This is a genomic window from Nakamurella sp., assembly GCF_044224575.1.
In the GTDB taxonomy this organism is placed as follows: domain Bacteria; phylum Actinomycetota; class Actinomycetes; order Mycobacteriales; family Nakamurellaceae; genus Nakamurella.
Genome location: NZ_JBGAKE010000008.1, coordinates 207,234 through 231,245, shown reverse-complemented (window position 1 = coordinate 231,245; position 24,012 = coordinate 207,234). Strand labels below are relative to the sequence as shown.

Annotated in this window: 20 protein-coding genes, 2 tRNA genes and 1 pseudogene; 9 read left to right on the top strand and 14 right to left on the bottom strand. The window is 69.9% G+C overall.

Annotated features, from left to right (window positions below; genetic code table 11):
- The first annotated feature begins 166 nt into the window (after positions 1–166).
- Positions 167–1,363, top strand: coding sequence for a sensor histidine kinase (locus ACILSK_RS11895; RefSeq protein WP_395727363.1), 1,197 nt, complete (start codon positions 167–169; stop codon positions 1,361–1,363).
- Positions 1,360–1,901: pseudogene (locus tag ACILSK_RS11890) on the top strand (response regulator transcription factor). The gene ACILSK_RS11895 and the pseudogene ACILSK_RS11890 overlap by 4 nt, the downstream one beginning before the upstream one ends.
- 81 nt (positions 1,902–1,982) lie before the next feature.
- Here ACILSK_RS11890 and ACILSK_RS11885 read toward each other — a convergent pair.
- Positions 1,983–2,738, bottom strand: a complete 756-nt coding sequence (locus ACILSK_RS11885; RefSeq protein WP_395727362.1) for a hypothetical protein — start codon at positions 2,736–2,738, stop codon at positions 1,983–1,985.
- 150 nt (positions 2,739–2,888) lie between these two features.
- The gene (locus ACILSK_RS11880) at positions 2,889–3,971 is read right to left on the bottom strand and encodes a peptidoglycan-binding protein (protein WP_395727361.1); all 1,083 of its coding nucleotides are present in this window, start codon (positions 3,969–3,971) and stop codon (positions 2,889–2,891) included.
- Positions 3,972–4,233: 262 nt separating this feature from the next.
- Here ACILSK_RS11880 and ACILSK_RS11875 point away from each other — a divergent pair, with 262 nt between their 5' ends.
- Positions 4,234–4,629 carry a CopG family transcriptional regulator gene (locus ACILSK_RS11875; protein WP_395727360.1) on the top strand — a complete coding sequence of 132 codons (396 nt, stop codon included), beginning with the start codon at positions 4,234–4,236 and terminating at the stop codon, positions 4,627–4,629.
- 102 nt (positions 4,630–4,731) lie between these two features.
- Positions 4,732–5,982 carry an alpha/beta hydrolase family esterase gene (locus ACILSK_RS11870; protein WP_395727359.1) on the top strand — a complete coding sequence of 417 codons (1,251 nt, stop codon included), beginning with the start codon at positions 4,732–4,734 and terminating at the stop codon, positions 5,980–5,982.
- A 213-nt stretch (positions 5,983–6,195) separates the two neighbouring features.
- Here ACILSK_RS11870 and ACILSK_RS11865 read toward each other — a convergent pair whose 3' ends face one another.
- From ACILSK_RS11865 to ACILSK_RS11855, 3 genes are all read right to left on the bottom strand, one after another.
- Positions 6,196–6,936: an MBL fold metallo-hydrolase gene (locus ACILSK_RS11865; protein ID WP_395727375.1), complete on the bottom strand. Its 741-nt coding sequence runs from the start codon at positions 6,934–6,936 to the stop codon at positions 6,196–6,198.
- Positions 6,937–7,706: 770 nt separating this feature from the next.
- A tRNA-Arg gene (locus ACILSK_RS11860) sits at positions 7,707–7,780 on the bottom strand.
- Positions 7,781–7,927: 147 nt separating this feature from the next.
- On the bottom strand, positions 7,928–8,827 hold the full coding sequence (locus ACILSK_RS11855; protein WP_395727358.1) for a siderophore-interacting protein: 900 nt from the start codon (positions 8,825–8,827) through the stop codon (positions 7,928–7,930).
- A gap of 63 nt (positions 8,828–8,890) precedes the next feature.
- On the opposite strand from ACILSK_RS11855, the gene ACILSK_RS11850 reads away from it, so the two are divergent.
- The 3 genes from ACILSK_RS11850 (at position 8,891) to ACILSK_RS11840 (ending at position 10,345) form a co-directional block, all read left to right on the top strand.
- Positions 8,891–9,637, top strand: a complete 747-nt coding sequence (locus ACILSK_RS11850; protein WP_395727357.1) for a dienelactone hydrolase family protein — start codon at positions 8,891–8,893, stop codon at positions 9,635–9,637.
- Between the two features lies 1 nt (position 9,638).
- A complete protein-coding gene (locus ACILSK_RS11845) occupies positions 9,639–9,905 on the top strand; it encodes a DUF6295 family protein (protein ID WP_395727356.1) in 267 nt (88 codons plus the stop codon).
- A gap of 137 nt (positions 9,906–10,042) precedes the next feature.
- The gene (locus tag ACILSK_RS11840) at positions 10,043–10,345 is read left to right on the top strand and encodes a DUF3040 domain-containing protein (RefSeq protein WP_395727355.1); all 303 of its coding nucleotides are present in this window, start codon (positions 10,043–10,045) and stop codon (positions 10,343–10,345) included.
- 70 nt (positions 10,346–10,415) lie between these two features.
- On the opposite strand, the gene ACILSK_RS11835 is transcribed toward ACILSK_RS11840, so the two are convergent.
- From ACILSK_RS11835 to ACILSK_RS11810, 6 genes are all read right to left on the bottom strand, one after another.
- The gene (locus ACILSK_RS11835) at positions 10,416–11,132 is read right to left on the bottom strand and encodes a maleylpyruvate isomerase family mycothiol-dependent enzyme (protein ID WP_395727354.1); all 717 of its coding nucleotides are present in this window, start codon (positions 11,130–11,132) and stop codon (positions 10,416–10,418) included.
- A 27-nt stretch (positions 11,133–11,159) separates the two neighbouring features.
- Entirely contained in the window at positions 11,160–12,332 is a 1,173-nt protein-coding gene (locus ACILSK_RS11830; RefSeq protein ID WP_395727353.1) for a low temperature requirement protein A, read from the bottom strand.
- Positions 12,333–12,360: 28 nt separating this feature from the next.
- Positions 12,361–13,125 carry a hypothetical protein gene (locus tag ACILSK_RS11825; RefSeq protein WP_395727352.1) on the bottom strand — a complete coding sequence of 255 codons (765 nt, stop codon included), beginning with the start codon at positions 13,123–13,125 and terminating at the stop codon, positions 12,361–12,363.
- A complete protein-coding gene (locus ACILSK_RS11820) occupies positions 13,122–16,145 on the bottom strand; it encodes a galactose oxidase-like domain-containing protein (RefSeq protein WP_395727351.1) in 3,024 nt (1,007 codons plus the stop codon). The genes ACILSK_RS11825 and ACILSK_RS11820 overlap by 4 nt, the downstream gene beginning before the upstream one ends.
- Positions 16,146–16,507: 362 nt before the next feature.
- On the bottom strand, positions 16,508–17,311 hold the full coding sequence (locus ACILSK_RS11815) for a hypothetical protein (RefSeq protein WP_395727350.1): 804 nt from the start codon (positions 17,309–17,311) through the stop codon (positions 16,508–16,510).
- A gap of 90 nt (positions 17,312–17,401) precedes the next feature.
- Positions 17,402–19,078, bottom strand: a complete 1,677-nt coding sequence (locus tag ACILSK_RS11810; protein ID WP_395727349.1) for a helicase HerA-like domain-containing protein — start codon at positions 19,076–19,078, stop codon at positions 17,402–17,404.
- An 85-nt stretch (positions 19,079–19,163) separates the two neighbouring features.
- Here ACILSK_RS11810 and orn point away from each other — a divergent pair, with 85 nt between their 5' ends.
- Together orn and ACILSK_RS11800 are read left to right on the top strand one after the other, a co-directional pair.
- Positions 19,164–19,826 (top strand): oligoribonuclease, encoded by a 663-nt coding sequence (gene orn / locus ACILSK_RS11805; protein WP_395727348.1) that lies wholly within the window; start codon positions 19,164–19,166, stop codon positions 19,824–19,826.
- A gap of 44 nt (positions 19,827–19,870) precedes the next feature.
- Positions 19,871–19,946: transfer RNA gene (locus tag ACILSK_RS11800), tRNA-His, on the top strand.
- Between the two features lie 556 nt (positions 19,947–20,502).
- On the opposite strand, the gene trpS is transcribed toward ACILSK_RS11800, so the two are convergent.
- The 3 genes from trpS to adh all read right to left on the bottom strand — a co-directional run bounded on the left by trpS (position 20,503) and on the right by adh (position 23,867).
- A complete protein-coding gene (trpS, locus tag ACILSK_RS11795) occupies positions 20,503–21,570 on the bottom strand; it encodes a tryptophan--tRNA ligase (RefSeq protein WP_395727347.1) in 1,068 nt (355 codons plus the stop codon).
- A 327-nt stretch (positions 21,571–21,897) separates the two neighbouring features.
- A complete protein-coding gene (locus ACILSK_RS11790) occupies positions 21,898–22,332 on the bottom strand; it encodes a DUF779 domain-containing protein (RefSeq protein ID WP_395727374.1) in 435 nt (144 codons plus the stop codon).
- Between the two features lie 11 nt (positions 22,333–22,343).
- Positions 22,344–23,867 carry an aldehyde dehydrogenase gene (gene adh / locus ACILSK_RS11785; RefSeq protein ID WP_395727346.1) on the bottom strand — a complete coding sequence of 508 codons (1,524 nt, stop codon included), beginning with the start codon at positions 23,865–23,867 and terminating at the stop codon, positions 22,344–22,346.
- Positions 23,868–24,012: the final 145 nt, after the last annotated feature.

The following is a 24,012-nucleotide window of genomic DNA, read 5'->3' as shown; positions in this document are numbered from 1 at the left end:
GCCGACTCGGTCTCCTGGGCGTTCGTCGGCTGCGCGATCGCGATGGCGGTGGTCGTGCTGATCGGCCTGCGCTACCCGAAGGGACAGGTGTCGGCGACCTTCACCGACCGGGTGGCCGATCCCGACGCGCGGGCGATCTCGGACTGAGCCCGGCTACGGTTTCGCCATGGTTGACGGCGGCTCGGCGGCCGAGATGAGCGACGGTGTCCGCGGCTGGCTGGTGTTCTATGCACTGGCCACCGCGGGGACCGTCGCCATCATGCTGGCCAACGCCGGCGGAAGCGGGCCGCGCACGGGCGTCGCGGTGACGCTGGTCGTGGCCACCCAGGCGGTGTACCTGCTGGTGGCGCGCCCGGCGACGGCCACGCTGCGGGGCAACGACCGGCGCGGCTGGATCTTTGCGGTGGTGGCGATGGCCGGCTTCGGCGCTGCCGTCGTGCTCAACCCGTGGAGCGCGATGTCGCTGTTCGCGCTGACCCCGGAATTGTTCATGCTCTTCACCTTCGGCCGGGCGGCCGCGATCATCGTCGCCCTGAATACCGTCTGGGCCATGGCCTCGCTGGCGACCGGACCGGCCGGCGTCAACGATGCCGTTCAGCAGGTCGGCATCGCGCTGTTCATCGTCACCTTCTCCCTCTTTTTCGGCAGCCGGGTGGTGTCGATCGCCGACCGCAGCGCCGAGCGGCTGCGGTTGATCGGCCAACTGCGGGATCGCGAGGCCGAAGTGGCCGCCTTGTCCGCCGCGCGCGGCGCCGAACAGGAGCGGGCGCGCATCGCCCGGGACATGCACGACACCCTCGCCCAGGGCTTCACCTCGATCGTGACCCTGAGCCACGCCGTGCGCAGCGAGCTGGACACCGACCCGGCGGCCGCCCGCCGGCATGTCGAGATGATCACCCGCACCGCCACCGAGAACTTGGCCGAGTCCCGCCGGATCATCCGCGCCCTGACGCCGGCCCGGCTCGACGGAGCCAGCCTGCCGCAGGCGGTGGACCGGATCGTCGCGGCCTTCACCGAGGAGACGGACACGCCGGCCCGGGTGCTGATCGAGGGACAGGTGCGGGCCGCCGCCGCCCCGGCCGAGGTGGTTGCCCTGCGGGTGGTGCAGGAGAGCCTGGCCAACGTGCGCAAGCACGCGAACGCCCGATCCGTCGAGGTTCGGCTGTCCTACGCGGGTGACTCGGTCGAGATCGGTGTGCACGACGACGGTGTCGGCTTCGTCCCGGACGGCCCCGCCGAAGGCTTCGGCCTGACCGGCATGCGGTCCCGGGTGGCGGACGCCGGCGGGGACCTGGACATCCGCTCCGCGCCGGACGCGGGCACGACGGTGACCGCGCTGGTCCCGTTGGGGGTTCCCGGATGATCCGGTTGCTGCTGGTCGACGACCATCCGCTGGTGCGCGAAGGCATTCGGGGCATGCTCGCGGCCTACCCGGACATCGAGGTGGTCGGGCAGGCGGCCAGCGGCCCCGATGGGGTGGCCACGGCCCGGGCGCTCCGACCGGATCTGGTCCTGATGGATCTGCGGATGCCGGGCGGTGACGGGGTCGCTGCGTGGAGGCGGGCGCGACCGGTTACCTGCTCAAGGACATCACCCCCGACGATCTGGCCCGTGCCGTCCGGGCCGCCGCCCGCGGTGAGACAGTGCTCGCGCCGTCGGCCCAGGGTGCCCTGCTGCACCGGATCCAACAACCGCAGACCGCGTCGCCCGCCCTGTCGACGCGCGAGATCGCGGTGCTCGCACACGCGGCCGAGGGTCGCACCAACGCCGCGATCGGTACCGCGATGCACATCAGCGAGACCACTGTGAAGACCTACCTGGCCCGTGCCTTCGACAAGCTCGGCGTCTCCGACCGCACCTCGGCGGTGCGCCGGGCGATCGACCTCGGCCTGATCCGGTAGCCGGTCGACGACGAATCCGTCGGCACCGAATTGCCTCGTCGATCACGCACTGACGTGAATCCCGGCGTCGTGGAGCCGCTTTCAGCCGGCCTCGGCCAGCACCTGGTCGACCAGGTGGGCGATGACCCGGCCGGTCTTGGGCTCCGGCATCGGGTCGACGGTGAAGCCCAGCGATTGCACGAACCCGGTCAGCGCCGCCTGCTTGGCCCGCGCCTGGTCGGGCGGCACCACGATCGACAACTCGAGAAAATCGAGATCGTCGACGGTCCAGCGTTCGGCCCGCAGCTTCAGGTCCGCCGGCGCCGCGTCGGACTTCTTCCAGCGCATCGCGGTGATGGGGGGCAACACGGTGAGCGCGGCAAGATTAACGGTGGAGCCGAAACACTCGCGGAGAAAGGCGATCTGCTGATCGTGGAACAGGGCCGCGATGGGCTGCTCGCCCGCGCCGACCGCTCGCACGAGGTCGGCCGACCGGTCAGCTGTGCAGGACGCGGCAAGCTTGTGTCCGCCTCCCGCCCAGTCGGCCTCCAGCTTGACCTCGACGCCGTCCGCCTTCTCGACGGCCAGCCAGTGGTCGGTCAATTGCGAGCGCCGGCAGGGACGCAGCTTCACCGTCGTGTCGTCCGGCTCACCGGGCTTGCGTCGGGCGCGCAGCACCACACCCAGATCGAACAGCGGGGTACCGGCCCCGGCCGCGGCGGTGACGTCCTCACAGAAGTGGATCAGCCACGGCGGCCGGTCGACCGGCAGCCCCAGCTTCTGCAGTGCCCGATCGACCTGCGATTTATCCAAGGTGATCTTGATCTCGACGTCGTCCAGTCGCAGCGTGTTGGTCATCGCCGGCCCGCCCCTCAGCAGTCCCAGTCCCCTCCCGATCTTCGCACAGCGTGATCAATCGGTCGTCCGGTTTTCCGCCGGGGTCGGGGCCGGTCGCGGGTCGTTCCGGCCGCCGGCGTGGTCCTGGCCCGCGGCGCGAAGCACCGCGGACTACTGCCGGATGATGCCTCGGAACTTCACCCGCCAAGTGTCGGACGATGTCTCGGCATCGTTGTGGCAGGCGTCGACGGTCTTGCCCAGGAAGGTGAGGTCGATGTCGGCGAACATTCCGATCGACACGTTCGGGAAATCCTTGCCGAAATACTTGTCGCCCAGCATCCGGTTCGGCTCGTAGCGCTCGTTCATGGTGACGGGCTCCTTCCGGTGGCCGTAGCGGGCCTTCGGATCCCGGTCGAGACCGTCCTCGTGAAAGGTGCTCTCCTCGAGCTTCTGCCCACCGAACATCGTGCCGCCGACGTCGGTCGGGTCACTGCCGTCCTTGTTCGACGACGACAACATGTGCCCCTTGACGAAGTGGTGGTACTCACCGCATTCGGCCGCGCAGAACGAGGTCTGCGGTCGGCGCTGGAACAGGGGCGTGTCCTTCCATTCGACATTCATCCCGAACCGTTCACCGACCGATCCGAACGGCTGGTGGACGATGCCACTGCGGTTGGCCGGGACGTCCCTCGACTTCACGCACGCGGATCCGACCGGCACGTTCGTCGCATCGCACGGGACCGGACCGTCACCCTCGCCGGCGACCGGATCCGCGAATGCCGCTCGCGCGGCCCGGGCCTCACGGTTCGGCCCGTCGAGCACCGCCGGGCAGTGTGGCAGATCGGGTGGGTTCGGCCCCGGCGCCGCGCCCTGCTCGTCCATCCTGTCCAGGGTGCGGCGACCGACGATCCCGTCGGCCGGCCCCGTGCCGGTCGGCCCGTCGGCGGTGTGCGCCTGCTGGAAGTCGCGGACGACACCCTGGGTCTCCGAGCCGAAGATGCCGTCCAGCCGTCCCGTCGGACCGGTCGACCGAGGCATCGGATGCCCGTCCGCCACCAACGACTCCTGGACCAGCCGCACCGCTTCGCCCTGCTCACCGATCCGCATGACCGGCGCGTTGTCGAATGCGGCCTGCAGCCGTGGATTGCCGGCCAGCCGGGGCGAGACCAGATCCCGCTCGCGCTCCTGCGCCGTCAGTCGCTGCAGGACGCCGGCCACGGCAGTGTTCCCAGCGGCGCGCTGCAAGGCCAGCACGGCCGCCACCGGACCGGAGCGGCCGGTCGGACCGACGCACCGCGGTGACCTCTGGTCCGGGATCGGCGTCCTGGCCTTTGCCGGTGCGTGGGTCATCTGGTCCCCCCAGTGGATCGGGCACGGCGTGCGGTCGAACCGAGGTCCAGGGTAGGCCTGTTTGCCGCTCCGGCCACCCCCGTCGCTCCACTCCATCGCAATTCCGACCATCCCTTGACCATCCCCGGGGATGGTGTAGGGTCGGCATGGCACGGAAGGGAGGGCCATGGCCGAACCGGAGAAGACCGAGAAGATCACCGTCAACATCGGTCTGGTCGATCTGGGCGAGATCGACCTGCTGGTCGGCGAGGGGTTTTACGCCAACCGCACCGACTTCATCCGTACGGCGATCCGGCGCCAACTGGAATCGCGCTCGGAGGCGGTCAAGGAGACGGTCGAGCGCCGCACGCTGGCGCTCGGCACGGTCCGGCTGGACCGTGCGCAGCTCGAAACACTTCACCGGCAGGGTCGGACCGTGCAGCTGCGCGTGCTCGGCCTCGGGGTCATCGACGACGACGTCACCCCCGAACTGGCGCTCGCCACCATCGAGAGCGTCGAGGTACTGGGCGCTTTCCGCGCCTCCCGGGCGGTCAAGGCCGCCCTCGCCGACCGAACCCGCTGACCTTCCCGGCCGGCAACTCCCCGTTCGGGCGCGATGCTGCCCGGAATCACTCGTCGCGTCCACGCGGCACCTTGCCGACCCACCACATCCGACAGGAGAACCATGTCCACGAAATGCTCGTCGCTGCCCGCCGCCCTGAATGGCCTGCGCCGGCGACTGTCCGATGCGCTCCCACCCACCACGTCGGGTCAATCACTGCCCGATCCGACCGGCATCCTGGCCCAGCTCGGCCTGACCGGGCCGCAGCGACCGATAGCGACCGGTCAGCAGGATCCGACATCATCTTCACCGCAGCACTTCTCACTGCCTCGACCCGGATGGGACCGGACGAGGCTGACCCTGCCCGAGATCACCATGCCCGACGTCGTGATGCCTGATCTGAGAATGCCCGACATCGGTCTGTCCGGATTGAATCTGCCCGACTTCCCCATCCCCGGGCTCACCATGTCACCCGGTTCGCTCGGCCGGGGGCTGCCGGGTGCCCAGGACGACTCCGCCCTGCGGCATGCGGCGGACGCGGGTGGGGAATTGCGGTCCCTCACCCACCACGGCGCGGCCGGCAGCCGCGACTACCTCGCATACATCCCGACCGGCTATCAGGGCGACGCGGTCCCGTTGATCGTCATGCTGCACGGTGGCACCCAGACCGCGCTCGATTTCGCGGCCGGTACCCGAATGAACCACCTCGCGGAGCAGCACACCTTCCTGGTCGCCTATCCGGAGCAGTCGCGCCAGGCGAACCCGCGTGGCTACTGGAACTGGTTCCGCGCCGAGGACCAGTTCGCCGGCGCCGGCGAGCCGGCCATCATCGCCGGCATCGTGCGCGAGATACAGGGTGAATTCGAGATCGACGGCGGACGAACCTATGTCGCCGGGCTGTCGGCCGGTGGCGCGATGGCCGCCGTGATGGCCGGGACCTACCCGGACCTGTTCGCCGGAATCGGCGTGCATTCGGGGATCGGCTACCGGGCCGCCACCGACCTGCCGTCGGCGTTCGCCGCGATGCAGGGCGCCGGCGACCCGGTGACCACGGGACGGGTACGGACGATCGTCGTGCACGGCGCCGACGATCGCCTGGTCGCGCCGGCCAGCGCGGATCGGATCCTCGAGGCGGCACTGTCCGCCCACCCGGGAACCGTCCGGCAGCGTGTCGATCAAGCCGCGACCGCCGACGAGCACGGCCACATCATCGAGACCTACCGCGCCGCCGACGGGGTCGCGCAGGTCGAATCGTGGCGGGTGCACGGCGGTGGCCACGCCTGGTTCGGTGGCGACCCGGCCGGCAGCTACACCGATCCCGCCGGCCCGGACGCGTCGGCCGCGATGGTGCGGTTCTTCCTCGACGCCGGATAACCGGCAACGTCCGGAATCCGAGGAGATCCGCCGCCGGCCATCCTGCCGCCTTCGGCAAGGTCGAGGCACCGTTCACCGTTGCCGGCCAGCGGGTTCCGGGGGCGCCGTCATGGCAAGAAGGTGCGCCGTTCAATCGCCGAGCAGGGCGCTCCCCGCGAACGGCGCGGCCTCTCCATCTCGCCCGGCCCTCAGGAACCGCTCGTTCGTCTCCGACTACCGTGACGTGGCGGCTCGCGCCCGGTCCAGCAACGCCGGGTCGTGGGCGTTGACGAGGACCAGGCCAGGGTCTGCGTGGGCCCAAAGTTCCTGCAGCTGGACGTGGTTCGCCCTGACCCGGGACCAGTCGGCGGCGACGAGGCGTTCCATGGCGAGCAACGACCGAGGTGCGCGGCCATGGTCGTCGATCTGGGCCCGGTCGTAGAAGGCGTCGCCGACGTGGAGGACCCAATGGTCACCGGCATCGACGGCGACGGCGGCATGGCCCCGGGTGTGGCCGGGGAGCGCGATGAGCACGACACCGGCCGTGACATCGGTGAGTTCGACTGCACTGGGAAATCCCCGCCATGGCTCCCCTTCGGCAGGGTGGTGCACCATGATCGTGGGCCGGTGGGCTCGCTGGGCGCGCCGGTAGCGGCCCTTCTCGACCTGGGTCCGGGGGTGGAGCGAAGCCTCATTCTCCGCGGCCGTGAGATGCACTCTTGCGTGCGGAAAGTCGGCCAGGCCACCGGCGTGGTCGGCGTCGAAATGGGTGAGGACGATGTCGCGGACATCGCCGGGGTCGTAGCCAAGGGCCTGGACCTGGCGGACGGCCGTTTCATGCTCCGCGAAGACCGGCCGGACGAAGTGTCGAACGAGTCCCAAGCGTCGGCCGGGTGCGGCTGCGTCGAACAGTCCGAGTCCGGAGTCGACCAGGGCCAGTCCGCACCCGGCCTCGACGAGCAGGACGTGGCACACGAGGCCTCTGGGCGCGCCCAAGGGCGCATGGTCCCGCAGTTGAGGTGGTGGACCTTCATCCGAGGGCTGCCGTCATCGCAGCATTCCTGACCGAATCCGGACCGACGGGGCACGCGTCGACGGACCCTTGTCGGACGCGCTTCCAGCGATGCTTCATGATCCTCGAGACACTCAGGTTTCGCGTCCGCTTTCCACGCTCACCCACAAGCCGGGACCCTACAGCCGACCGGTGATCAGCGCGCCGGCAGGATTCGGACATCTGACCGCGGATCCTGAACGGCATCGTCACTCGGCCGAGGGGGTTCATGACTTGACCGGCCACGTCGGGTGCCGGTGGGCCCGCGGCCTTCGGGCAACAGGCCCGGCCGGGATTTCACCCGACAACCGCTGACGGGCCGTCCGAGAGTGCGCCAGGCACAACCCGCAGCTCTGCACCGAGTTCGAACCGGACACCGATCGGAACAACATCGCCAGTCATGCCGATCAGGGGGGCGAACCGGGCTCAGGTGATTGACTGACCTGGGTGAGGCGACCTTCGCGACCAACTCGCCGGACGCTGCCGGCGCGTCTCGCCGAGGCCGCCCCCGTCGGCCGGGTCAGTACCCCCGACGAGGACTACCAGTACGTCTCGCTGCCGCGCAGATGGAACCGTTCGCCGGGCCGTGCGGAGCTGCCCGGTCAGGGCCGGATACCTCAGCTCATGAAGCCGTGCAGCTTGCGATCCCGACCCGCGCGACAAGGTCGGGAAGCGACCACTGACCTGCGCCAAGCGCGCCCGGCAGGATTCGAACCTGCGACCGGAGGATTAGAAGTCCTCTGCTCTATCCAGCTGAGCTACGAGCGCCGGAGGCTCGAGCCTAACGGTTCCGCGGGACATCCACGGCCCGGCCTCCGTGTCCACCCAGTGTGCAGAAAGTGCCCCCATCCGCGGCGTTTGGGGGCACTTTCTGCACACTCGACGCCCGGGCGCCGCGCGGCGGGGGGGCCGGAGTTAGTTCCGTTCCGCCTGCCCGCGCCGCCAGTAGCCCATGAAGGCGACCTGCCGCCGGTCCACCCCGCGGTCGGTCACCACCGACCGGCGCAAGGATTTGACGGCCGCGGCTTCCCCGGCCATCCAGGCGTAGAACGCCTCACCGGACGCGTCGGGGCTGTCCCAGAGGAGTTCGTCGTCGACGTCGATGTCGTCCAGGGGTTGGTCGCCGGCGGCTCGGATCGCGTCGAGCAGACCGGCGTGCCCGTCCAACCAGGCGGCCACGGCCGGCCCGAGGATGTCGCCGTGTGTGCCGGCGCCGCGGGCGAGCCAGTGCAGGCGCGCGTTCACCGGCAGGTCGACCGGGAGCCGGTCCGCCGGGTCGGGCACCTCGACGAACGCCCGGGCGGTGACGTCGGGCCGCCCGGCCAGGGACTCCATGGCGCCACCGGGGCGGAAGTCGATCCCCTGATGCCGGTCGTGACTCCGCACGTCCGGGCCCACCAGGATGATCTCGTCACCGGGCTCGACGGCCCGCAGCCACCGCACGGCCGGACCCGGTTCACCGTGCGCACTCTCGTGGTCGACCAGCACCACGTCGACCTCGCAGTCTCGGGGGCGAACCCGGCGGACCGTGTAGGTCCGCACCACCGGCCGGACATCGTTCGCCATCTCCCGCCACCGCTCGTACCAGGCGTTCCCCGTGAGGTCGTCCAGCATGTCGGGACGCTCGGGGAGGACCAGCTTGATCCGTTGGTCCAACCCGTCGTCACCGAATTCGCGCAGGTCCGGTGCGGTGAAGGTGACCTGCCGGAACGATGGTGTCAGCCGCTCGACCCTGCTGACCTGAACCCGGAACGGCCGATAGGCGGGTCGGCCCGGCTCGAGCGCCGGCATCACGTCCGCAGGTAAGGTTTGCATGTCCTAAGTATGCACTCCGTCACCGGGAGCGACCCCGGTCCCCCGCCGTGCTTCCATGGAACCATGAGCCACTCCATGGTCTCGGAGACCGTCGAGGTCACCGGCCACGACGACACTCCGATCGAGACATACGTGGCGCATCCGGCCAACGACGCCCGCCGGGGCGCCGTGGTGGTGATCCACCACATGCCCGGGTTCGACCGGGCGACCAAGGAGATCGTGCGCCGATTCGCCGAACTCGGCTACGACGCGGCGTGCCCGAACCTCTACCACCGCGAGGCGCCCGGCGCGGACCCGGACGACGCCGCGGCGGCCGCCCGGGCCACCGGCGGGGTGCCGGACGACCGGCTGCTCGGCGACGTCGCCGGCGCCGCCCGCTACCTGCGATCGCTACCCACCAGCAACGGCCGGGTCGGCGTGATCGGGTACTGCTCGGGCGGCCGGCAGGCCGTGCTGGCGGCCTGCCGGCTGGACGTCGACGCCGCGGTCGACTGCTACGGCGCGTTCGTCACCGGCACTCCACCGGAGGGCTACCCGCTTCAGGTCCGCAACCTGGTGCCATTGCTCGGTGACCTGCGCTGCCCACTGCTCGGCCTGTTCGGGAACGACGACCGGTTCCCGTCGCCCGAGCACGTCGACGAGTTGGAAGGGCTCCTGCGCGAGCACGACAAGCAGTTCGAGTTCCATCGCTACGACGACACGGGGCACGGGTTCTTTGCGGTCAACCGGCCGGGTTACCGGGTGGCGGCCGCCAACGACGGCTGGGACCGGATCACCGCCTTCTTCGCCCATCACCTTTCCGGGGAATGAAATGTGCACCTACGCCACTGCCGTCGCCCAGATCACCGGCAGCGCCAAAGGACCGGGTGGGCAATGGTTTCCGGTCAGTCGGATCACCGCGTACTTCGATCATCCGGTGCACGCGATGGCCGAGCACACGCTCAACATCGACTTCGCCGACCCGGCCAACGGCCCTTCCGCGAGGATCGCTCTCGAACTCACCGCGGCGTCGGCCCGTGAGCTGTTGACCGCGATCCGGGCGGCATTGGATGCGGTGCCACCCGAACTGGTGGAGTGATCTGCAGGGGCGCCCGCAGCCGGCCGACGTGGTGAGCATCTCATGCGAGTATCCGGACAGTTCCTCGAACGTCTCCTCGACGGTTGCACCATGGACGGAGGGCCGCCGCCCGCGGCCGGCGTGAGGATGTGAACGAGATGTCGCTGACCCATGACGAGCAACACCGGCTCGACGAGATCGAGTCGAACCTTCGCTCGTCCGACCCGACACTCGCCCGCCGGCTCGCCCCGTCGTTCGACCCGGCCCGCGACCGCCGGGTCCTGATCCGGTGCGTCGTGCTCCTGCTGCTCGGCACCGCGATCATGGTCGCCGGGGCCGCTGGGGTCACCGGCGTCCTGTCCTACGGCACGGTGTTCGCCCTGCTCGGAGTCGGCCTGATGGGGCTGGCTCTTCGCCGGCTGCGACACCTGTACCCGCCGCCTTCCGTACGCGGTCAGTAGCCGTCGGTCGCAGGGTCTTCCGCCGCGGCGGTTCCTCCCCGCCATCTGCGCGGTGCTACCCGAAGCGCCCCTACAGCCAACGGGGCGCGACCACCGGTTCCCCGGTGCTCGACGTCACCCCGTCGCCACCACGACCGGCGGCCCATCGGGCCAGTTGCGCGGCCGTGCCGGTGACCGTCAGCGGGCCGGCGACGGTCAACCCCGATACAGCACGGTCGGTCGGCGCCAGGGTCAGCTCGCCGGCCGTCCCGGACCGGGTCCACCACGTGGTGATGTCCACCAGAAGCCGGTCGACCAGCTCCGGCGGGAAGTCCTCGAACCGCCCGCCGCTGCCCAGGTCGACCGCGTGCAGCCAGACCTCGCGGACCCGCATCCACGGGGTCACGGACACCGGCACCGTCCGGCCCTGGGCGGTCCGGACCGGGAAGTCCCAGCGATCGGCCGGGAATTCCCGCCAGGCCGCGTCAAGGTTCGTCGCCTCGACCCGGTGCAGTTCCCGCAGCGCCGCCGGCGACAACGCCGACCCCTCGGCGATCTCGACGTTGCGGGCGTCCATCGACGCATACATCGGGGTTTCGCGACCCGTTCGGCCCCACTGCACCAACCGGCCCAGCGCGCGGGCATTGAACCCGACATGCGCGACGACGTGCCGCCGGTCCCAGCCGGGCAGCAGCGACGGCGCGTCGAAGTCCACGTCGGGCAGTTCACACAGGAGTCCGTCGTAGTACTCGGTTCCCCGCTGGGCCAGTTCGAGATCGGCCGTCACGGACGCATGGAGTGCGGGCATGCGATCCACCTTGCCACCGCGACCCGGTCAGCCGGCCGCACGACTCCGGGTCGCCCCGGTCAGCACCGTCACCAGCACGACCAGCACCCCGGCGGTCACGTACAGCGGCGCCGGGATGAACGTGTCGGCCAGCACCAGCACCGCCGCGATCGATGTCGCCCAGGGGATGATCCGCGGCCGGCCCGGGTGCGCCCGCAACACCGCGATGACGACCAGGAAGATCGCGACCGGCACGGTGGTCAACGCGGCCGACAGCGGGTAACTGATGCCGTGGGTCTCGTGCTGCTCGTAGGCGACGGCGACCACCAGGCCGGCACCGACCGCAGCGCCGGCGGCGAACAGGAAGTAGTGGCCGTAGCCCCACAGGAACGCCGCCCGGGCCGCGTTCATCTCCGGGGCCGACTCGTGGTCGAAGTAGATCCACCACAGGCAGAACATGGTCACGATGGCGGCGATCGCCATCCCGATGATCGTCGACGACGCCCCCGAGGTCGTCAACGCGTCCTGGAAGGCCAGCGTGGCCGCGGTCACCGACTCGCCCAGCACGATGACCGTGAACAGCCCATACCGTTCGGCGATGTGGTGCGGGTGGTAGGTGGTCGCGGCGGGACGCTCGGCGATCACCGGCACCGTCAGTTCCAGCGCCGCGCCCATCAGGAACCCGGCGATCAGCCAGACGCCGTGCGGAAGAAACAGCAGCAACACCCAGTAGACCTGCACCATCGCGACGCCGACGGCATACCGGGTGGCCGTGCGCCGGTGCGGCGGATCGGCTGCCGCGGCCCGCAGCCACTGGGTGACCAGGGCCAGCCGCATGATGACGTAGCCGATGACGATGACGGTGAAGTCCTGGTCGGCGAACACCCGCGGGATGCCGGCGGCGATGACCAGCGACCCGGCGATCTGGACCAGCACCAGCACCCGGTACGGCACGTCGTCGGTGTCGTAGGCGGAGGCGAACCAGGTGAAGTTCATCCACGCCCACCAGATGGCGAAGAACGTCATCAGGTAGGCGACGACGGCCGAGCCGACGTGGTTCTCGATGAACCCGTGGTCCAGCCCCGCGGCCGCCTGGGCGACGGCGACCACGAAACACAGGTCGAACAGGAGCTCCAGCGGCGTGGACACCCGGTGGGTCTCGCCCGGGTGCCGCGATCGCATGGGGACGTACCACGGCCGGACGGCGGTCTGCTCGGTCACGGATCTGGACCCTAACGAGCCGACCGGGCTACCGGTCACCGGGGCCGCAGGCGGTCCCATCGCCGTTGCCGTCGAGCCCGAGCGGGTCCTTGCCCGGGGTATCCAGCACGATGCCGTCCGGCAGCAGCAACCGGGCCTCGGTGCAGGTCCAGTAGATCGACATGTCGCCGACACCGTGGCCGGCGTGGCTGGGCGGTGTCTGCGGCAGGCACTGGGTTCCGTGTCCGTAGCCGGCGACACAGCCATTGGTCAGCCCGTTAGGGAGGACCTGGGTCGGGTCGACGATGGGAGCGGGTTGCAGTGTCACGCCTGCGGCCTGCTGCTTCACGCCCTCGTTCACCCCGGCCGCGTCGGCGTCGACCCATTGATTGGCCAGGCTCGGCGCGGCGGCGCTGGTCGTCTCGGGAGGCGCCTGGCCGGCGGCCTCGGCCAGGCCGATCTGCCGCCGGTCGGCGGCCGCCGCGTTCGGGTCGTCCGCGCCGGAGCTCGCATTCCCGGCCGGCGGCACGGACGCCGGATCGGCCGGGGTCGACCCATCGGCGGGCCCGGGGGCGACCGCCTGGCCCGGATCAACCGCCGCGGCGCCCGCACCGATCCCGCCCCCCGAATCGGCGCTCGCGGGCGACGCCGGCGTCAACGGGGTCGCGGTGGACGGGGCGCCGCCGCCGCCCAGCACCGACGATGCGCCGTTCGGCCGAGGGACGGATCGGTCGGCACCGACGTTGATCCACAGCATCAGAATCGCGGCCAGTCCCAGCACCAGCAGGGTCCCGGCGAGCCAGGGGCGCCTCATCCGACCTTCACCCACGCGGCGACCGACGGTACGCCCTCGGAGTCGAGCACGGTCAGCATGTAGGGGCCCGGCGGCAGCAGGTTGGCGTTCGCCGGCACCGTCGCCTGCCGGTTCGTACCGGTCCCGGTGATCGGCAGGTCGACCAGCCGCGCGTTGGTGTCGGTCTGGTGCGTGGCCGATGACGGTGCCGTGAGGGACGCCGCCACCACGTCACCGGTGACCGCCAGATTGACCTGCTGACCGTAGGTCAGGGTCGCCGCGGCCGGATTCACGGTCGGCCGGGTGCCCTGGAACAGGTAGGGCGGTGAGTAGACCGAGATCCGCAGTTCGAACGAGTTGTCCGCCGGGTTCGAGCCGAGCACGGCCACCCGCCCGTCGGGCAGCAGAACCGCCGAGGAGTGGTAACCGCGGCCGACCGGATCGTCGGCGGTGTCCAGCCACTTGTTGGCAATCGGATCGTAGGTCGACGACGAGATGACCTCGGCGCCACGGTTGCCATGGGCGCCACCGGTGGCCAGGACGGTCCGGTCGGGAAGGGTCACCAGGTTGATATAGGTGCGACCGCCGCCGGGCACCGACGGCGCCGGCGCGTACTGCGGGGTGGCGCTGTTCAGGTTGATGATGTCGACCAGGTCGGTGCCGTCCGCGTACTGCTCGGTGTTCCCACCGCCGACGATCATCACCTTCTGGTTCTGCGCCGGCGGCAGCAGCACCGAGCCGGCCTGGTCGCGCAGGTTCACCTCGCGCAGCCCGGGCACGTCAGCCACCTTGGCCGTCTTCCAGTCGTAGATGCTCGCGCCGGTACCCGGCCGCTGGTTGCCGAAGGTGTGGCCGCCGCTGTAGAACATCCGGCCGTCGGCCATCAGGAACATGTGCGGGTAGGTACCCCAGTACGTCCAGGTCTGCGGCACCTCGTTGATGCCCAACCAGCGGAACTGGCTGGACGAGAACATTTCGGTGTTCGTCGGGCCGCTGGACTGGGCGTTGAGCCCGCCGGCCGCCCAGACGTCGCCGTTGCCGAGTTTGGTCAGTGTCGGGTACCAGTGTGCGTCGGCCATGTCGGAGATCTTGGTGAACTTCATGGTGGCCGGGTTGAACACGTAGCTGAACTTGGCGCCCTGGAAGTTGATCGCGCCGCCGGTGCCGGGGAAGTTCGCCGTGCCCCCCGCGATGAGCACCCGCCCGTCGGCGAGGGTGACGTGTCCCGAGCAGAACATGTCCTCGGGCACGGTCAGGTTGGTGAACGTGTTGGCGACCGGGTCCCACACGGACGCCTTGAAGGTCCCCGCCCGGAACTGGTCGGCCTGATTGCCGGATCCGGCGATGAGCAGCAGGCGACCGTCCTTGAGCATGGTGGAGTGGATCGTCCGCAGCGGCAGCTGGGTGTCCGAGACGGTCCACTTGCCGATCACCGCCGGGTCGGTCGGGTCGGTCGGGTCGTTCGGGGGCTGATCGTCGTGCAGCTGGAAGGAGTAGCCCGTGGTGTCCAGGTCGCCGTTCGCGTAGATCGACACTCCGAAGCTGACCCGGTCGGTGTCGGCCGGGATCGCCGGGGTCGCCACCTTGACGGTCGACCAGTCCGCCGACGCGGGCAGCGACTGCGGATCCATCCAGTACTGCCAGCCGGCCGGGGTGTGCCGGAACAGGGTGATCGACTGGCCGGCGGCGGTCGACCGGTACTTGACCGAGAAGTCGTAGACCTGGCCGGGTGTGACGGTCGGCGCGCAGCCGGCGGCTTCCCCGGCGATCAGCTTGTAGTCGCCGGATTGCCGGTTGGACATGGAGATGCGCCAGGTGCGGCCGGCCGATCCGGCCGGCACGTCGTTGATCAGTTGCTGGTTGATGGTGTTCTGGCCCCAGCCGACCATCTGGAAACAGGTGGGCACTCCCGCTCCGGCGGACAGGTCGCCGTTGGTCGCCAGTTCGGCGCCCGGGTCCGGCGTGCTGCCGCCGGCCGCCGCGATCGAGTAATCGTCGGTGACGACGGTGCCGTTGCCGACGATCGACAGGCCCCAGCTCAGCTGGTCCGTCCCGGCCGGTAGCGGCGGCGTCTCCACCTGCACCTGGGTGAAATTGGCCGCGGCCGGCAGCGTCTGCAGATCGGTGTAGTACGTCCAACCCGCCGCCGAATGCCGGAACAGCGTCAGGTTCACCTCACGCGTCGAGGTGTACCAGACCCCCAGCTGGTACTGCTGGCCACCCACGACGGCCGGTGCACAACCGGCCGACTGGGTCGGCAACAGCTTGCGATCCCCGGACGTCCAGCCGGCGATCGTCATTGACGCGGCGCGCCCATTCCCGCCACGGCCGGTCACCGCGCTCACCGCCGAGGTGTGCGAACCCCATCCGTAGTCGCTGAAACAGGTGAAATTGCTGGCATCACCGGCCGACAGGTCACCGTTCGGAACTCCGTTCACCGGAGTCGCCTGGCCGGCCACCGCGGCGATCGAGTAGTCGTCGGTGACGACGGTGCCGTTACCGACGATCGACAAGCCCCAGCTCAGCTGGTCCGTCCCGGCCGGCAAGGGCGGCGTCACCACCTGCACCTGGGTGAAGTTCGCCGCGGCCGGCAGCGTCTTCAGGTCCGTGTAGTACGTCCACCCGTCCGCCGAGTGCCGCGCCAATGTCACGTTGACCTCGCGCGTCGAGGTGTACCACACCCCCAACTGGTACTGCTGGCCGGCGACGACCGCCGGCGCGCATCCGGCGGACTCGGTCTGCTGTAGCTTGCGGTCGCCGGACGCCCACCCGCTGATCGTCAACGACGCCGCCCGGCCGACCCCGCCGCGACCGGTCACCGCAGTGACCGACGACGCGTGCGAACCCCACCCGTAGTCGCTGAAACACGTGAACGCGCCCGGACCAGCGGCCGACAGGTCACCGTTCTCGATCCCGTTCACCGGGGCCGCCTGACCGGAGGCGATCGGGCCGAACAACGGCAGGCTCAGGACGGCGACGAGCACGATAGCGACCCGCTGCCGGATCGACATGACGCGCAGTGAGCGCGGTCCCCGGCTCACGCCGCGATCCCCCGGGCCGGTGGCAGGACGTGGAGAACGACCGACCGCAGAGGCCGACCGCACGGCAAACAGGACATACGAGACTCCGACCACGGGGCCACCTTTCGGTGACAAACCCGAATGAGCACGACAGCAACGGACAGTGATGTTCGGCGCAGCCCAGGATCGTCAGATCGGCCGCATTGCCCCCGCCTGATCGCGCTCAGGGCCGACAATAGTCACGCTGCGACACGCAGCCGGTGCCGTGAACCCTGATATTTACCAAGTCGTAACTCTGCGTGCGGCCCTAATCACCCTTTCGGACCGACAAGGGACACATGACGGCCCGGCGCGGCGCGGGCCCGGCGATCGGTCCGGCTCCCTCAGAAGCCGCCGAAGTCACCGCCCCCGCCGAAATCGCCGCCGCCGAAGTCGCCGCCCCCGAAGTCGCCACCACCGCCCATGTCGCCGCCGAAGTCACCGCCCTGGTCACCGGAGTAGTCGGCGCCTTGGTTGTCGGCGTTGCCGGCATCGAATCCCGCGTCGTATCCGGCGTCGTAGCCGCCCTCCCACGCGCCCATGCCGGCCATCCCGGAGAACAGGGTGGACGCGACGAGGTAGGTGCCGACACCCCAGGCACCGGCCACCAGCGCAGGCTTCCACCACGGTTCCGAATACCAGCCACGCGGCACCGGCCGCCCGGCCACCATGCCGCCCGGGTAGTAGTGCTGGGTGGCGCGCCCCGGGTTCGGGGAGGCCTCGTACTCGTGCCCCTCGACGTTGACCCGGCGTTCCTCGGTGACCGCGCCGGCTTGCTGCTGGCCGGGCATGGCCGGCAGATCCGGGCCCGGGTCCAACCCGAGCGAGGTGCGGGCGGCGCGGACGTAGTACAGGCCCTCGTAGGCCGTCTGCTGGGCCAGCCGGTACTGCTGCACCGATGTGGCCTGCTCCACCTGCGAGCCGGCCGCGGTGTACCGCTCGGATGCGTCCGCCAGGGCCTGTCGCGCGGCCGGCTCGTCCCGCGGGTCGAGGGCGTACACCTGGCCGCCGAGCCGTTCGACCCAGCGGCGGGCCTCGGCCCGGGAGTCGTCGAGCGAACGGGTTGCGGTCACGGTCCGCTGGCGCATGTACCACACGCCGGCGACCACGATCGCGGCGATGATCACGATCCACAGGAGCGAGTCCACGTCAGTTCCTTTCGGCTGCCGGCGGCCCGGATGCCCGTCGGTCGTCCCTCCGGGCAACGCCCCGGCTCGGCGAATCGTTCCGCCGGCCGCTCATCGTCGTCGCTTGCGGGTGCCGAAGATCGACCGGCCCAGGGAGCCGCCGAGCGAGCTGCCGAGCGAGCGCATGAAGGAGGTCACCGCCGGATTGCCGAGCACGTCCGCGAGCCCGCCGCCCGGATCCGCCGGCGCCGAGCGGGGCGCCGGGCGCGGCGCCGGTGCCGCCTCGTCGAGGTAGGGGTTGTACGGCTCGGGGGTCAGCGTCGGCCACCCGTCGGCACCCACGGTCGGTGCGGTCGGCGTCGGCACCGGAGCGGACGGTGCCGGTGGCGGGGGCGCGGCGGGCGGGGTCAGCCGGGCGGTCAGCATCTCGTAGGCGGATTGCCGATCCACGTCCGGCCCGTACTTGCCGGCCATCGGCGAGCCGGCAACGGCAGCGGCCACGACGGCGGCCGGGGCCGGGGCCATCAGGGTGCGGGGAGCGCGGACCCGGGTCCAGGCGACCGGGGTCGGCGAGCCCCGCTCGGAGAGCACCGTGACGATGGCCTCCCCGGTGCCCAGACCGGTCAACGCGGCCGACAGGTCGTAATCCTTGGTCACCGGGTAGGTCTTGATGGTGGCTTTGAGCGCCTTCTGATCGTCAGGGGTGAAGGCGCGCAACGCGTGCTGGATCCGGGCGCCCAGCTGGGACAGCACCGGTCCGGGCACGTCGGTGGGCAGCTGGGTGCAAAAGAAGACGCCGACGCCCTTGGACCGGATGAGCTTCACGGTTTGCTGCACGGCCTGCAGGAATGCCTTGGACGCATCGGCGAACAGCAGATGGGCCTCGTCGAACAGGAACACCAGCTTGGGCTGGTCGACGTCGCCGACCTCGGGCATCTGTTCGAACAGTTCGGCCAGCAGCCACATGAGAAAGGTGGAGAACAACGCCGGTTTGGTCTGCAGCCCGGCGGCCTCGAACAGGGTGACGACACCGCGCCCGTTCGCGTCCACCCGCAGCAGGTCGGCGACGTCGAGCTCGGGCTCGCCGAAGAACCGGTCGCCGCCCTGCGCGTCGAGATTGGTGACCGCCCGCAGGATGACCCCGGCGGTCGCCTTGGACACCCCGCCCAGCGCACGTAGGTCCTCCTTTCCCTCGTCGCTGGTCAAGTGCAGGACGACGGCCCGCAGGTCCTTCAGGTCGAGCAGCGGCAGGTTCCGTTCGTCCGCCCAATGCACGATCAGGCCCAGGGTCGACTCCTGCGTCTCGTTCAGGTCGAGCACCTTGGACAGCAGGATCGGGCCGAACGAGTCGATGGTGGCCCGCACCGGCACCGCGGTGCCCTGGCCGTTGAGGGAGAGCAATTGCACGGGCACGCTCGCCGGGGCCCAGTCGTCACCGGTGTCCGCAGCCCGCTCGGCGATCTTCGGGTTGGTCTCGCCGGGCACCATGAGTCCGGTCAGGTCGCCCTTGATATCCGGCATGAACACCGGGACCCCGGCCGCGGACAGCTGCTCCGCCACCAGCTGCAGGGTCTTGGTCTTGCCGGTGCCGGTCGCACCGGCGACCAGGCCGTGCCGGTTGAACATGGACAGCGGGATCCGTACGAGGCAAGTCGGGTCGGCGGTGTCGCCGATCACCACCGATCCGAGGACAACCGCCGGAGCGGCGGTGTCGTAGCCCTGCGCGATCCGCTGCGCGGCCGATCCGTCGCCGCCCGTCGATGCTGTCACCGCCCGAGCATGCGGCATCCGACCGCCATCCGCAGGCGCCACCCCGGACCCGGCCTGCTGTCACTGTCTGTCCTTGTTCTGGGTCGGACTACTGTCACCATCCGTGAACGATCGACTGGTGTGGGTGGACTGCGAAATGACCGGCCTGGATCTGCGGTCGGACCGTCTCATCGAAATTGCTGCGCTGGTGACCGACAGCGACCTGAACATCCTCGGTGACGGCGTCGACGTCGTGATCCACGCCAACGACGCCGCCCTGGCCGCGATGCCCGACGTGGTCACCGAGATGCACGCGAAGTCCGGTCTGACCGATCGGGTTCGCGCCTCGACCGTCTCGGTCGCCGAGGCCGAGAAGATGGTTCTCGATTACATCCGCCAGCACGTGCCCGAACCGAAGTCGGCGCCGCTGGCCGGCAACTCGATCGCCACCGACCGGGGATTCATCGCCCGGGACATGCCGCTGCTGGACGACTACCTGCATTACCGGATGGTCGACGTGTCCAGCATCAAAGAACTGTGCCGGCGGTGGCACCCACGGATCTACTTCGGCCAGCCGGCCAAGGAGATGTCACATCGGGCGTTGACCGACATCACCGAATCAATCCGGGAACTCGCCTACTACCGGGGGACGGCATTCGTGCCGGCGCCCGGCCCGACCGGCGAACAGGTCCTCGCGGTGGCGACCGAGGTGTCGACGCGCTACGCGGACGTCCTTGCTCACCCACCGGCCGAGACGCTGGTCCAGGGTCCCGCCGACACCCTGTAGACTCCTTCCGGTCCGTGCGGCGCAGATGCGGCGCGCAGATCGTGGTGGGCGTAGCTCAGCTGGTAGAGCTCCGGCTTGTGGTGCCGGTGGTCGCGGGTTCGAGTCCCGTCGCTCACCCCACGTTTTCCCGGTTCAGGTCATCGGCGAACGATCTTCGTCGATGGGCCTGACCCCTGGTTGTCGGCCCAGCGATCGAATAGTGGCGTTCAGGGACGCCGAGGGCTGTGGATGCTGGGCCGGGCCACGTCCCCCGGGCGCGGATCATCCTCGATGGGATCCCGAGCCGTCGGCCGCCACCCGGCCGGCAGGGATTCCATCAAGGCCTTGACAGCCCCCATGTGCCGTTCGTACGAACTCTCGTCGAGCCCCATTCGCCCCCCCTTCATGCGTCCCCGGCCTCCGACCGTACGGACCGACCCGGTGGGCCAACAAGATCGGTCACGCTGCAGCGTCCGACAACCACCCGGTCATCCGGCCATTACACAACGCAACGAGGACTTGCCACCCTTTCGTGTGCCCCCACCGAGGGATGACCTCCCACGATGGGGGGACACCACGCCGCGCGACCGTCGTTTCGACTCTTCCGAGCGGGGTTCACACCTTCGGCGATCGGCGCTCCCCGCTACGCGGGTCGGCCCGTCCCGCCGGGTGATCGCGCCACGCCCCACGCGTGGGCTCACCCGCCGGCGAAATAGTCCATGCCCATCGCGGTCCGCACCCGGTTCAGCACGTCGCCGGCGATCGCGGTGGCACGGGCGGTGCCGTCGACGAGCACCCCGGTGAGGTGGCCGGGGTCGGCCAGCAGAGCAGCGCGCCGGCGCCGGACCGGGGCGAGCGTGTCGTTGATCGCCTCGGTCGCCCGACGCTTCAACTCGGCCGCTCCCCCGTCGCCGATCTCCGCCGCGACGTCGGACGGATGCTGGCCGGTGAGTTCGCCGATGATGGACAGCAGGTTGGCCACCTGTGGGCGGCTCGTCGGCTCGAACGTGATCCGCCGGTTCGAATCGGTCTGTGCGCCGCGCACGATCGCGGCGGTCCGGTCGGCGGTGTCGCCCAGGCCGATGGTGTTGCCCCGGGTCTTGGACATCTTCGCACCGTCGGTGCCGAGCAGGTTCGGGGTTCCGGTCAGCAGCGGCTCGGGCGGGGTGAAGACCGTGCCAAAGCGCTCGTTGAACCGGCGGGCGATCAGTCTCGCCGTCTCCAGATGCGGAAGCTGGTCCCGGCCGACAGGGACGACGGTGCCACCGACACCCAGGATGTCCGCGGCCTGGTGCACCGGATAGGTCAGCAGCAGGCCGCCCAGCGGGCGACGGGCCGCCAACGATTCGGCCTTCACCGTCGGGTTCCGACGCAGTTCGGCGTCGGTGACCAGGGACAGGAAGGGCACCATCAACTGGTTCAGGGCGGGCACCGCCGAGTGCGGGAAGATCACCGTCCGGTCGGGGTCCAGGCCGGCGGCCAGGTATTCGGCGACCAGGGTGCGGACCCGATCCCGGAGCGGGCCGGGATCGGATCGATCGGTGATCACCTGATAGTCGGCAATGACGACGACCACCGGAACACCCAGGTTCTGCAGGCGCACCCGGTTGGCCAGGGTGCCGAGGTAGTGGCCCAGGTGCAGCGGCCCGGTGGGCCGGTCGCCGGACAGGACCCGGAACGCGTCCGGGTGCCGGGTGATGCGGTCGTGCAGGGAGATGTCATCGGGGGCGGTGGCGGACCGGTCGAGGACGGTGGTCGTGGTCATGGCGGGCTCCTTCGGTGCGGGGCCGCCACCACGGTCGTTCGCGTTCACCGGAAGGAGAAGCGGTGAGGAAAACAGGTCCTCGACGGCCGCGTTGCGGCGGCCGGAGGTCGGGGACATCACGGAACGCCGTCAGGCGTTCCGCCACCAGCTCTGGTGCGTGGTCATCGACCGGGATGTCATGAGGGCACCATAACAGCAACGAGCGGCCGTCGGCATCCGTGAATTCGGGTGCGGACGGCCGCTCGTCGGGGCTGCGGGCTGGACTCCGGTCGCCATGCCGTGGCTGCCCGGCACGGCGACCGGAAGACTCGTCGGGGCTACTCGCCGCTATCCACCACTGACCACCGCGGGGAGCCGCTCGGACTCCTCGTCGGTGAACAACCGCGACCGGATCAGGAACCGCTGCCCGGTCGGCGACTCCACGCTGAACCCGCTGCCGCGCCCGGGAACCACGTCCACCGTGAGGTGGGTGTGGCTCCAGTACTCGAACTGCGACTCCGACATCCAGAACGGGATCGGTTGCGGCAGGCCCGCATCCAGCTCGGCGAGGCGGACATCGGCGCCGCCTGTCCGGAACTCGCCGAGCGGGTAGCACATCGGGGCGGACCCGTCGCAGCACCCGCCCGACTGGTGGAACATCAGCGGTCCGTGCAACTGCGTGAGCTCGGACAGCAATGCCACCGCCTTGGGCGTGAGCGCGACCCGGGCGACCGGATCCGGTGTCGCGCCACCGGCCACCGATCGGCCCGAATCCTCCGACATGTCATGCGGCATCAGAAGAATCCGACGGCGCTCTGGGCGTAGGAGACCAGCAGGTTCTTCGTCTGCTGGTAGTGGTCGAGCATCATGTGGTGGTTCTCGCGGCCGATGCCGGACTGCTTGTAGCCACCGAACGCGGCGTGCGCGGGGTACTGGTGGTAGCAGTTCGTCCATACCCGGCCGGCCTCGATGCCCCGGCCCACCTGGTAGGCGGCGGAGCCGCTCCGGGTCCACAGACCGGCGCCCAGCCCGTACAGGGTGTCGTTGGCGATCTTCAGCGCATCGTCCTGGTCGGCGAACGAGGTCACCGCGACGACCGGCCCGAAGATCTCCTCCTGGAAGATCCGCATCGAATTGTCACCCTCGAAGATGGTCGGCTTGACGTAGTAGCCGCCGGCCAGGTCGCCGCCCAACTCGTTGCGGTAGCCGCCGGTGAGCACCTTGGCGCCCTCGGCCTTGCCGATCTCGATGTACGACAGGATCTTTTCGAGCTGATCGTTCGACGCCTGCGCACCGATCATGGTGTTGAGGTCGAGCGGATTGCCCTGGATGACCTTCTCGGTGCGGGCCACCGCGTCGGCGAGGAAGTCGGTGTAGATGGAACTCTGGATGAGCGCCCGGGACGGGCAGGTGCAGACCTCGCCCTGGTTCAGCGCGAACATGGTGAAGCCCTCGAGGGCCTTGTCGTAGAAAGCGTCCCGCTGCGCGGCGACGTCCTCGAAGAAGATGTTGGGCGACTTGCCGCCCAGCTCGAGGGTGACCGGGATCAGGTTCTCCGACGCGTACTGCATGATCAGCCGGCCGGTGGTGGTCTCACCGGTGAACGCGATCTTGCGGATCCGCTTCGAGGACGCCAGCGGCTTGCCGGCCTCCACGCCGAAGCCGTTGACGACGTTGATCACGCCGGGCGGCAGCAGGTCGCCGATCGTCTCCATCAGCACCAGGATCGAGGCCGGGGTCTGCTCGGCCGGCTTGAGCACGACCGCGTTGCCGGCGGCGAGCGCCGGGGCCAGCTTCCACACGGCCATCAGGATCGGGAAGTTCCAGGGAATGATCTGCCCGACCACACCCAGCGGCTCATGGAAGTGGTAGGCAACGGTGTCGGAGTCGATCTGCGAGATCGAGCCCTCCTGCGCCCGGATCGCCCCGGCGAAGTACCGGAAATGATCGATGGCCAGCGGGATGTCGGCGGCCAGGGTCTCGCGGACCGGCTTGCCGTTGTCCCAGGTCTCGGCGACGGCGATCTTCTCGAGGTTGGCCTCGATGCGATCGGCGATCTTGTTCAGGATGACCGCGCGCTCGGCCGGCGAGGTGCGGCCCCAACCCGGGGCGGCGTTGTGGGCGGCATCCAGGGCCAGGTCGATGTCCTCGGCGGTGGACCGGGCGACCTCGGTGAACACCTGACCGGTGACCGGGGTGACGTTCTCGAAGTACTGACCCTTGACCGGAGCGACCCACTCCCCCCCGATGAAATTGTCGTAGCGGGGCTTGAAAGTGACCTTGCTGTCCGGCTGTCCCGGAGCTGCATAGACCGTCACATCGACCTCCTCGTCGGTTCAAGCACGTCCCATCCGGGCTGTGCGATGAGCAAGACCGTAGGAGCGGCATCGTTGCGCCAACGTTGCGCCTCGGTGAGCCCGATCACGTGACCGCTGTCACGGGCCGGACGCGCTTTGGACCGGC

What these genes read in the sequence shown, in the direction of transcription:
- ACILSK_RS11895 (WP_395727363.1), top strand. Translation starts at nt 167, where the DNA reads ATGGTTGACGGCGGCTCGGCGGCCGAGATGAGCGACGGTGTCCGCGGC.
- ACILSK_RS11885 (WP_395727362.1), bottom strand. Translation starts at nt 2,738, where the DNA reads ATGACCAACACGCTGCGACTGGACGACGTCGAGATCAAGATCACCTTG.
- ACILSK_RS11875 (WP_395727360.1), top strand. Translation starts at nt 4,234, where the DNA reads ATGGCCGAACCGGAGAAGACCGAGAAGATCACCGTCAACATCGGTCTG.
- ACILSK_RS11870 (WP_395727359.1), top strand. Translation starts at nt 4,732, where the DNA reads ATGTCCACGAAATGCTCGTCGCTGCCCGCCGCCCTGAATGGCCTGCGC.
- ACILSK_RS11855 (WP_395727358.1), bottom strand. Translation starts at nt 8,827, where the DNA reads ATGCAAACCTTACCTGCGGACGTGATGCCGGCGCTCGAGCCGGGCCGA.
- ACILSK_RS11850 (WP_395727357.1), top strand. Translation starts at nt 8,891, where the DNA reads ATGAGCCACTCCATGGTCTCGGAGACCGTCGAGGTCACCGGCCACGAC.
- ACILSK_RS11845 (WP_395727356.1), top strand. Translation starts at nt 9,639, where the DNA reads ATGTGCACCTACGCCACTGCCGTCGCCCAGATCACCGGCAGCGCCAAA.
- ACILSK_RS11840 (WP_395727355.1), top strand. Translation starts at nt 10,043, where the DNA reads ATGTCGCTGACCCATGACGAGCAACACCGGCTCGACGAGATCGAGTCG.
- ACILSK_RS11835 (WP_395727354.1), bottom strand. Translation starts at nt 11,132, where the DNA reads ATGCCCGCACTCCATGCGTCCGTGACGGCCGATCTCGAACTGGCCCAG.
- ACILSK_RS11825 (WP_395727352.1), bottom strand. Translation starts at nt 13,125, where the DNA reads ATGAGGCGCCCCTGGCTCGCCGGGACCCTGCTGGTGCTGGGACTGGCC.
- ACILSK_RS11810 (WP_395727349.1), bottom strand. Translation starts at nt 19,078, where the DNA reads ATGCCGCATGCTCGGGCGGTGACAGCATCGACGGGCGGCGACGGATCG.
- trpS (WP_395727347.1), bottom strand. Translation starts at nt 21,570, where the DNA reads ATGACCACGACCACCGTCCTCGACCGGTCCGCCACCGCCCCCGATGAC.
- ACILSK_RS11790 (WP_395727374.1), bottom strand. Translation starts at nt 22,332, where the DNA reads ATGTCGGAGGATTCGGGCCGATCGGTGGCCGGTGGCGCGACACCGGAT.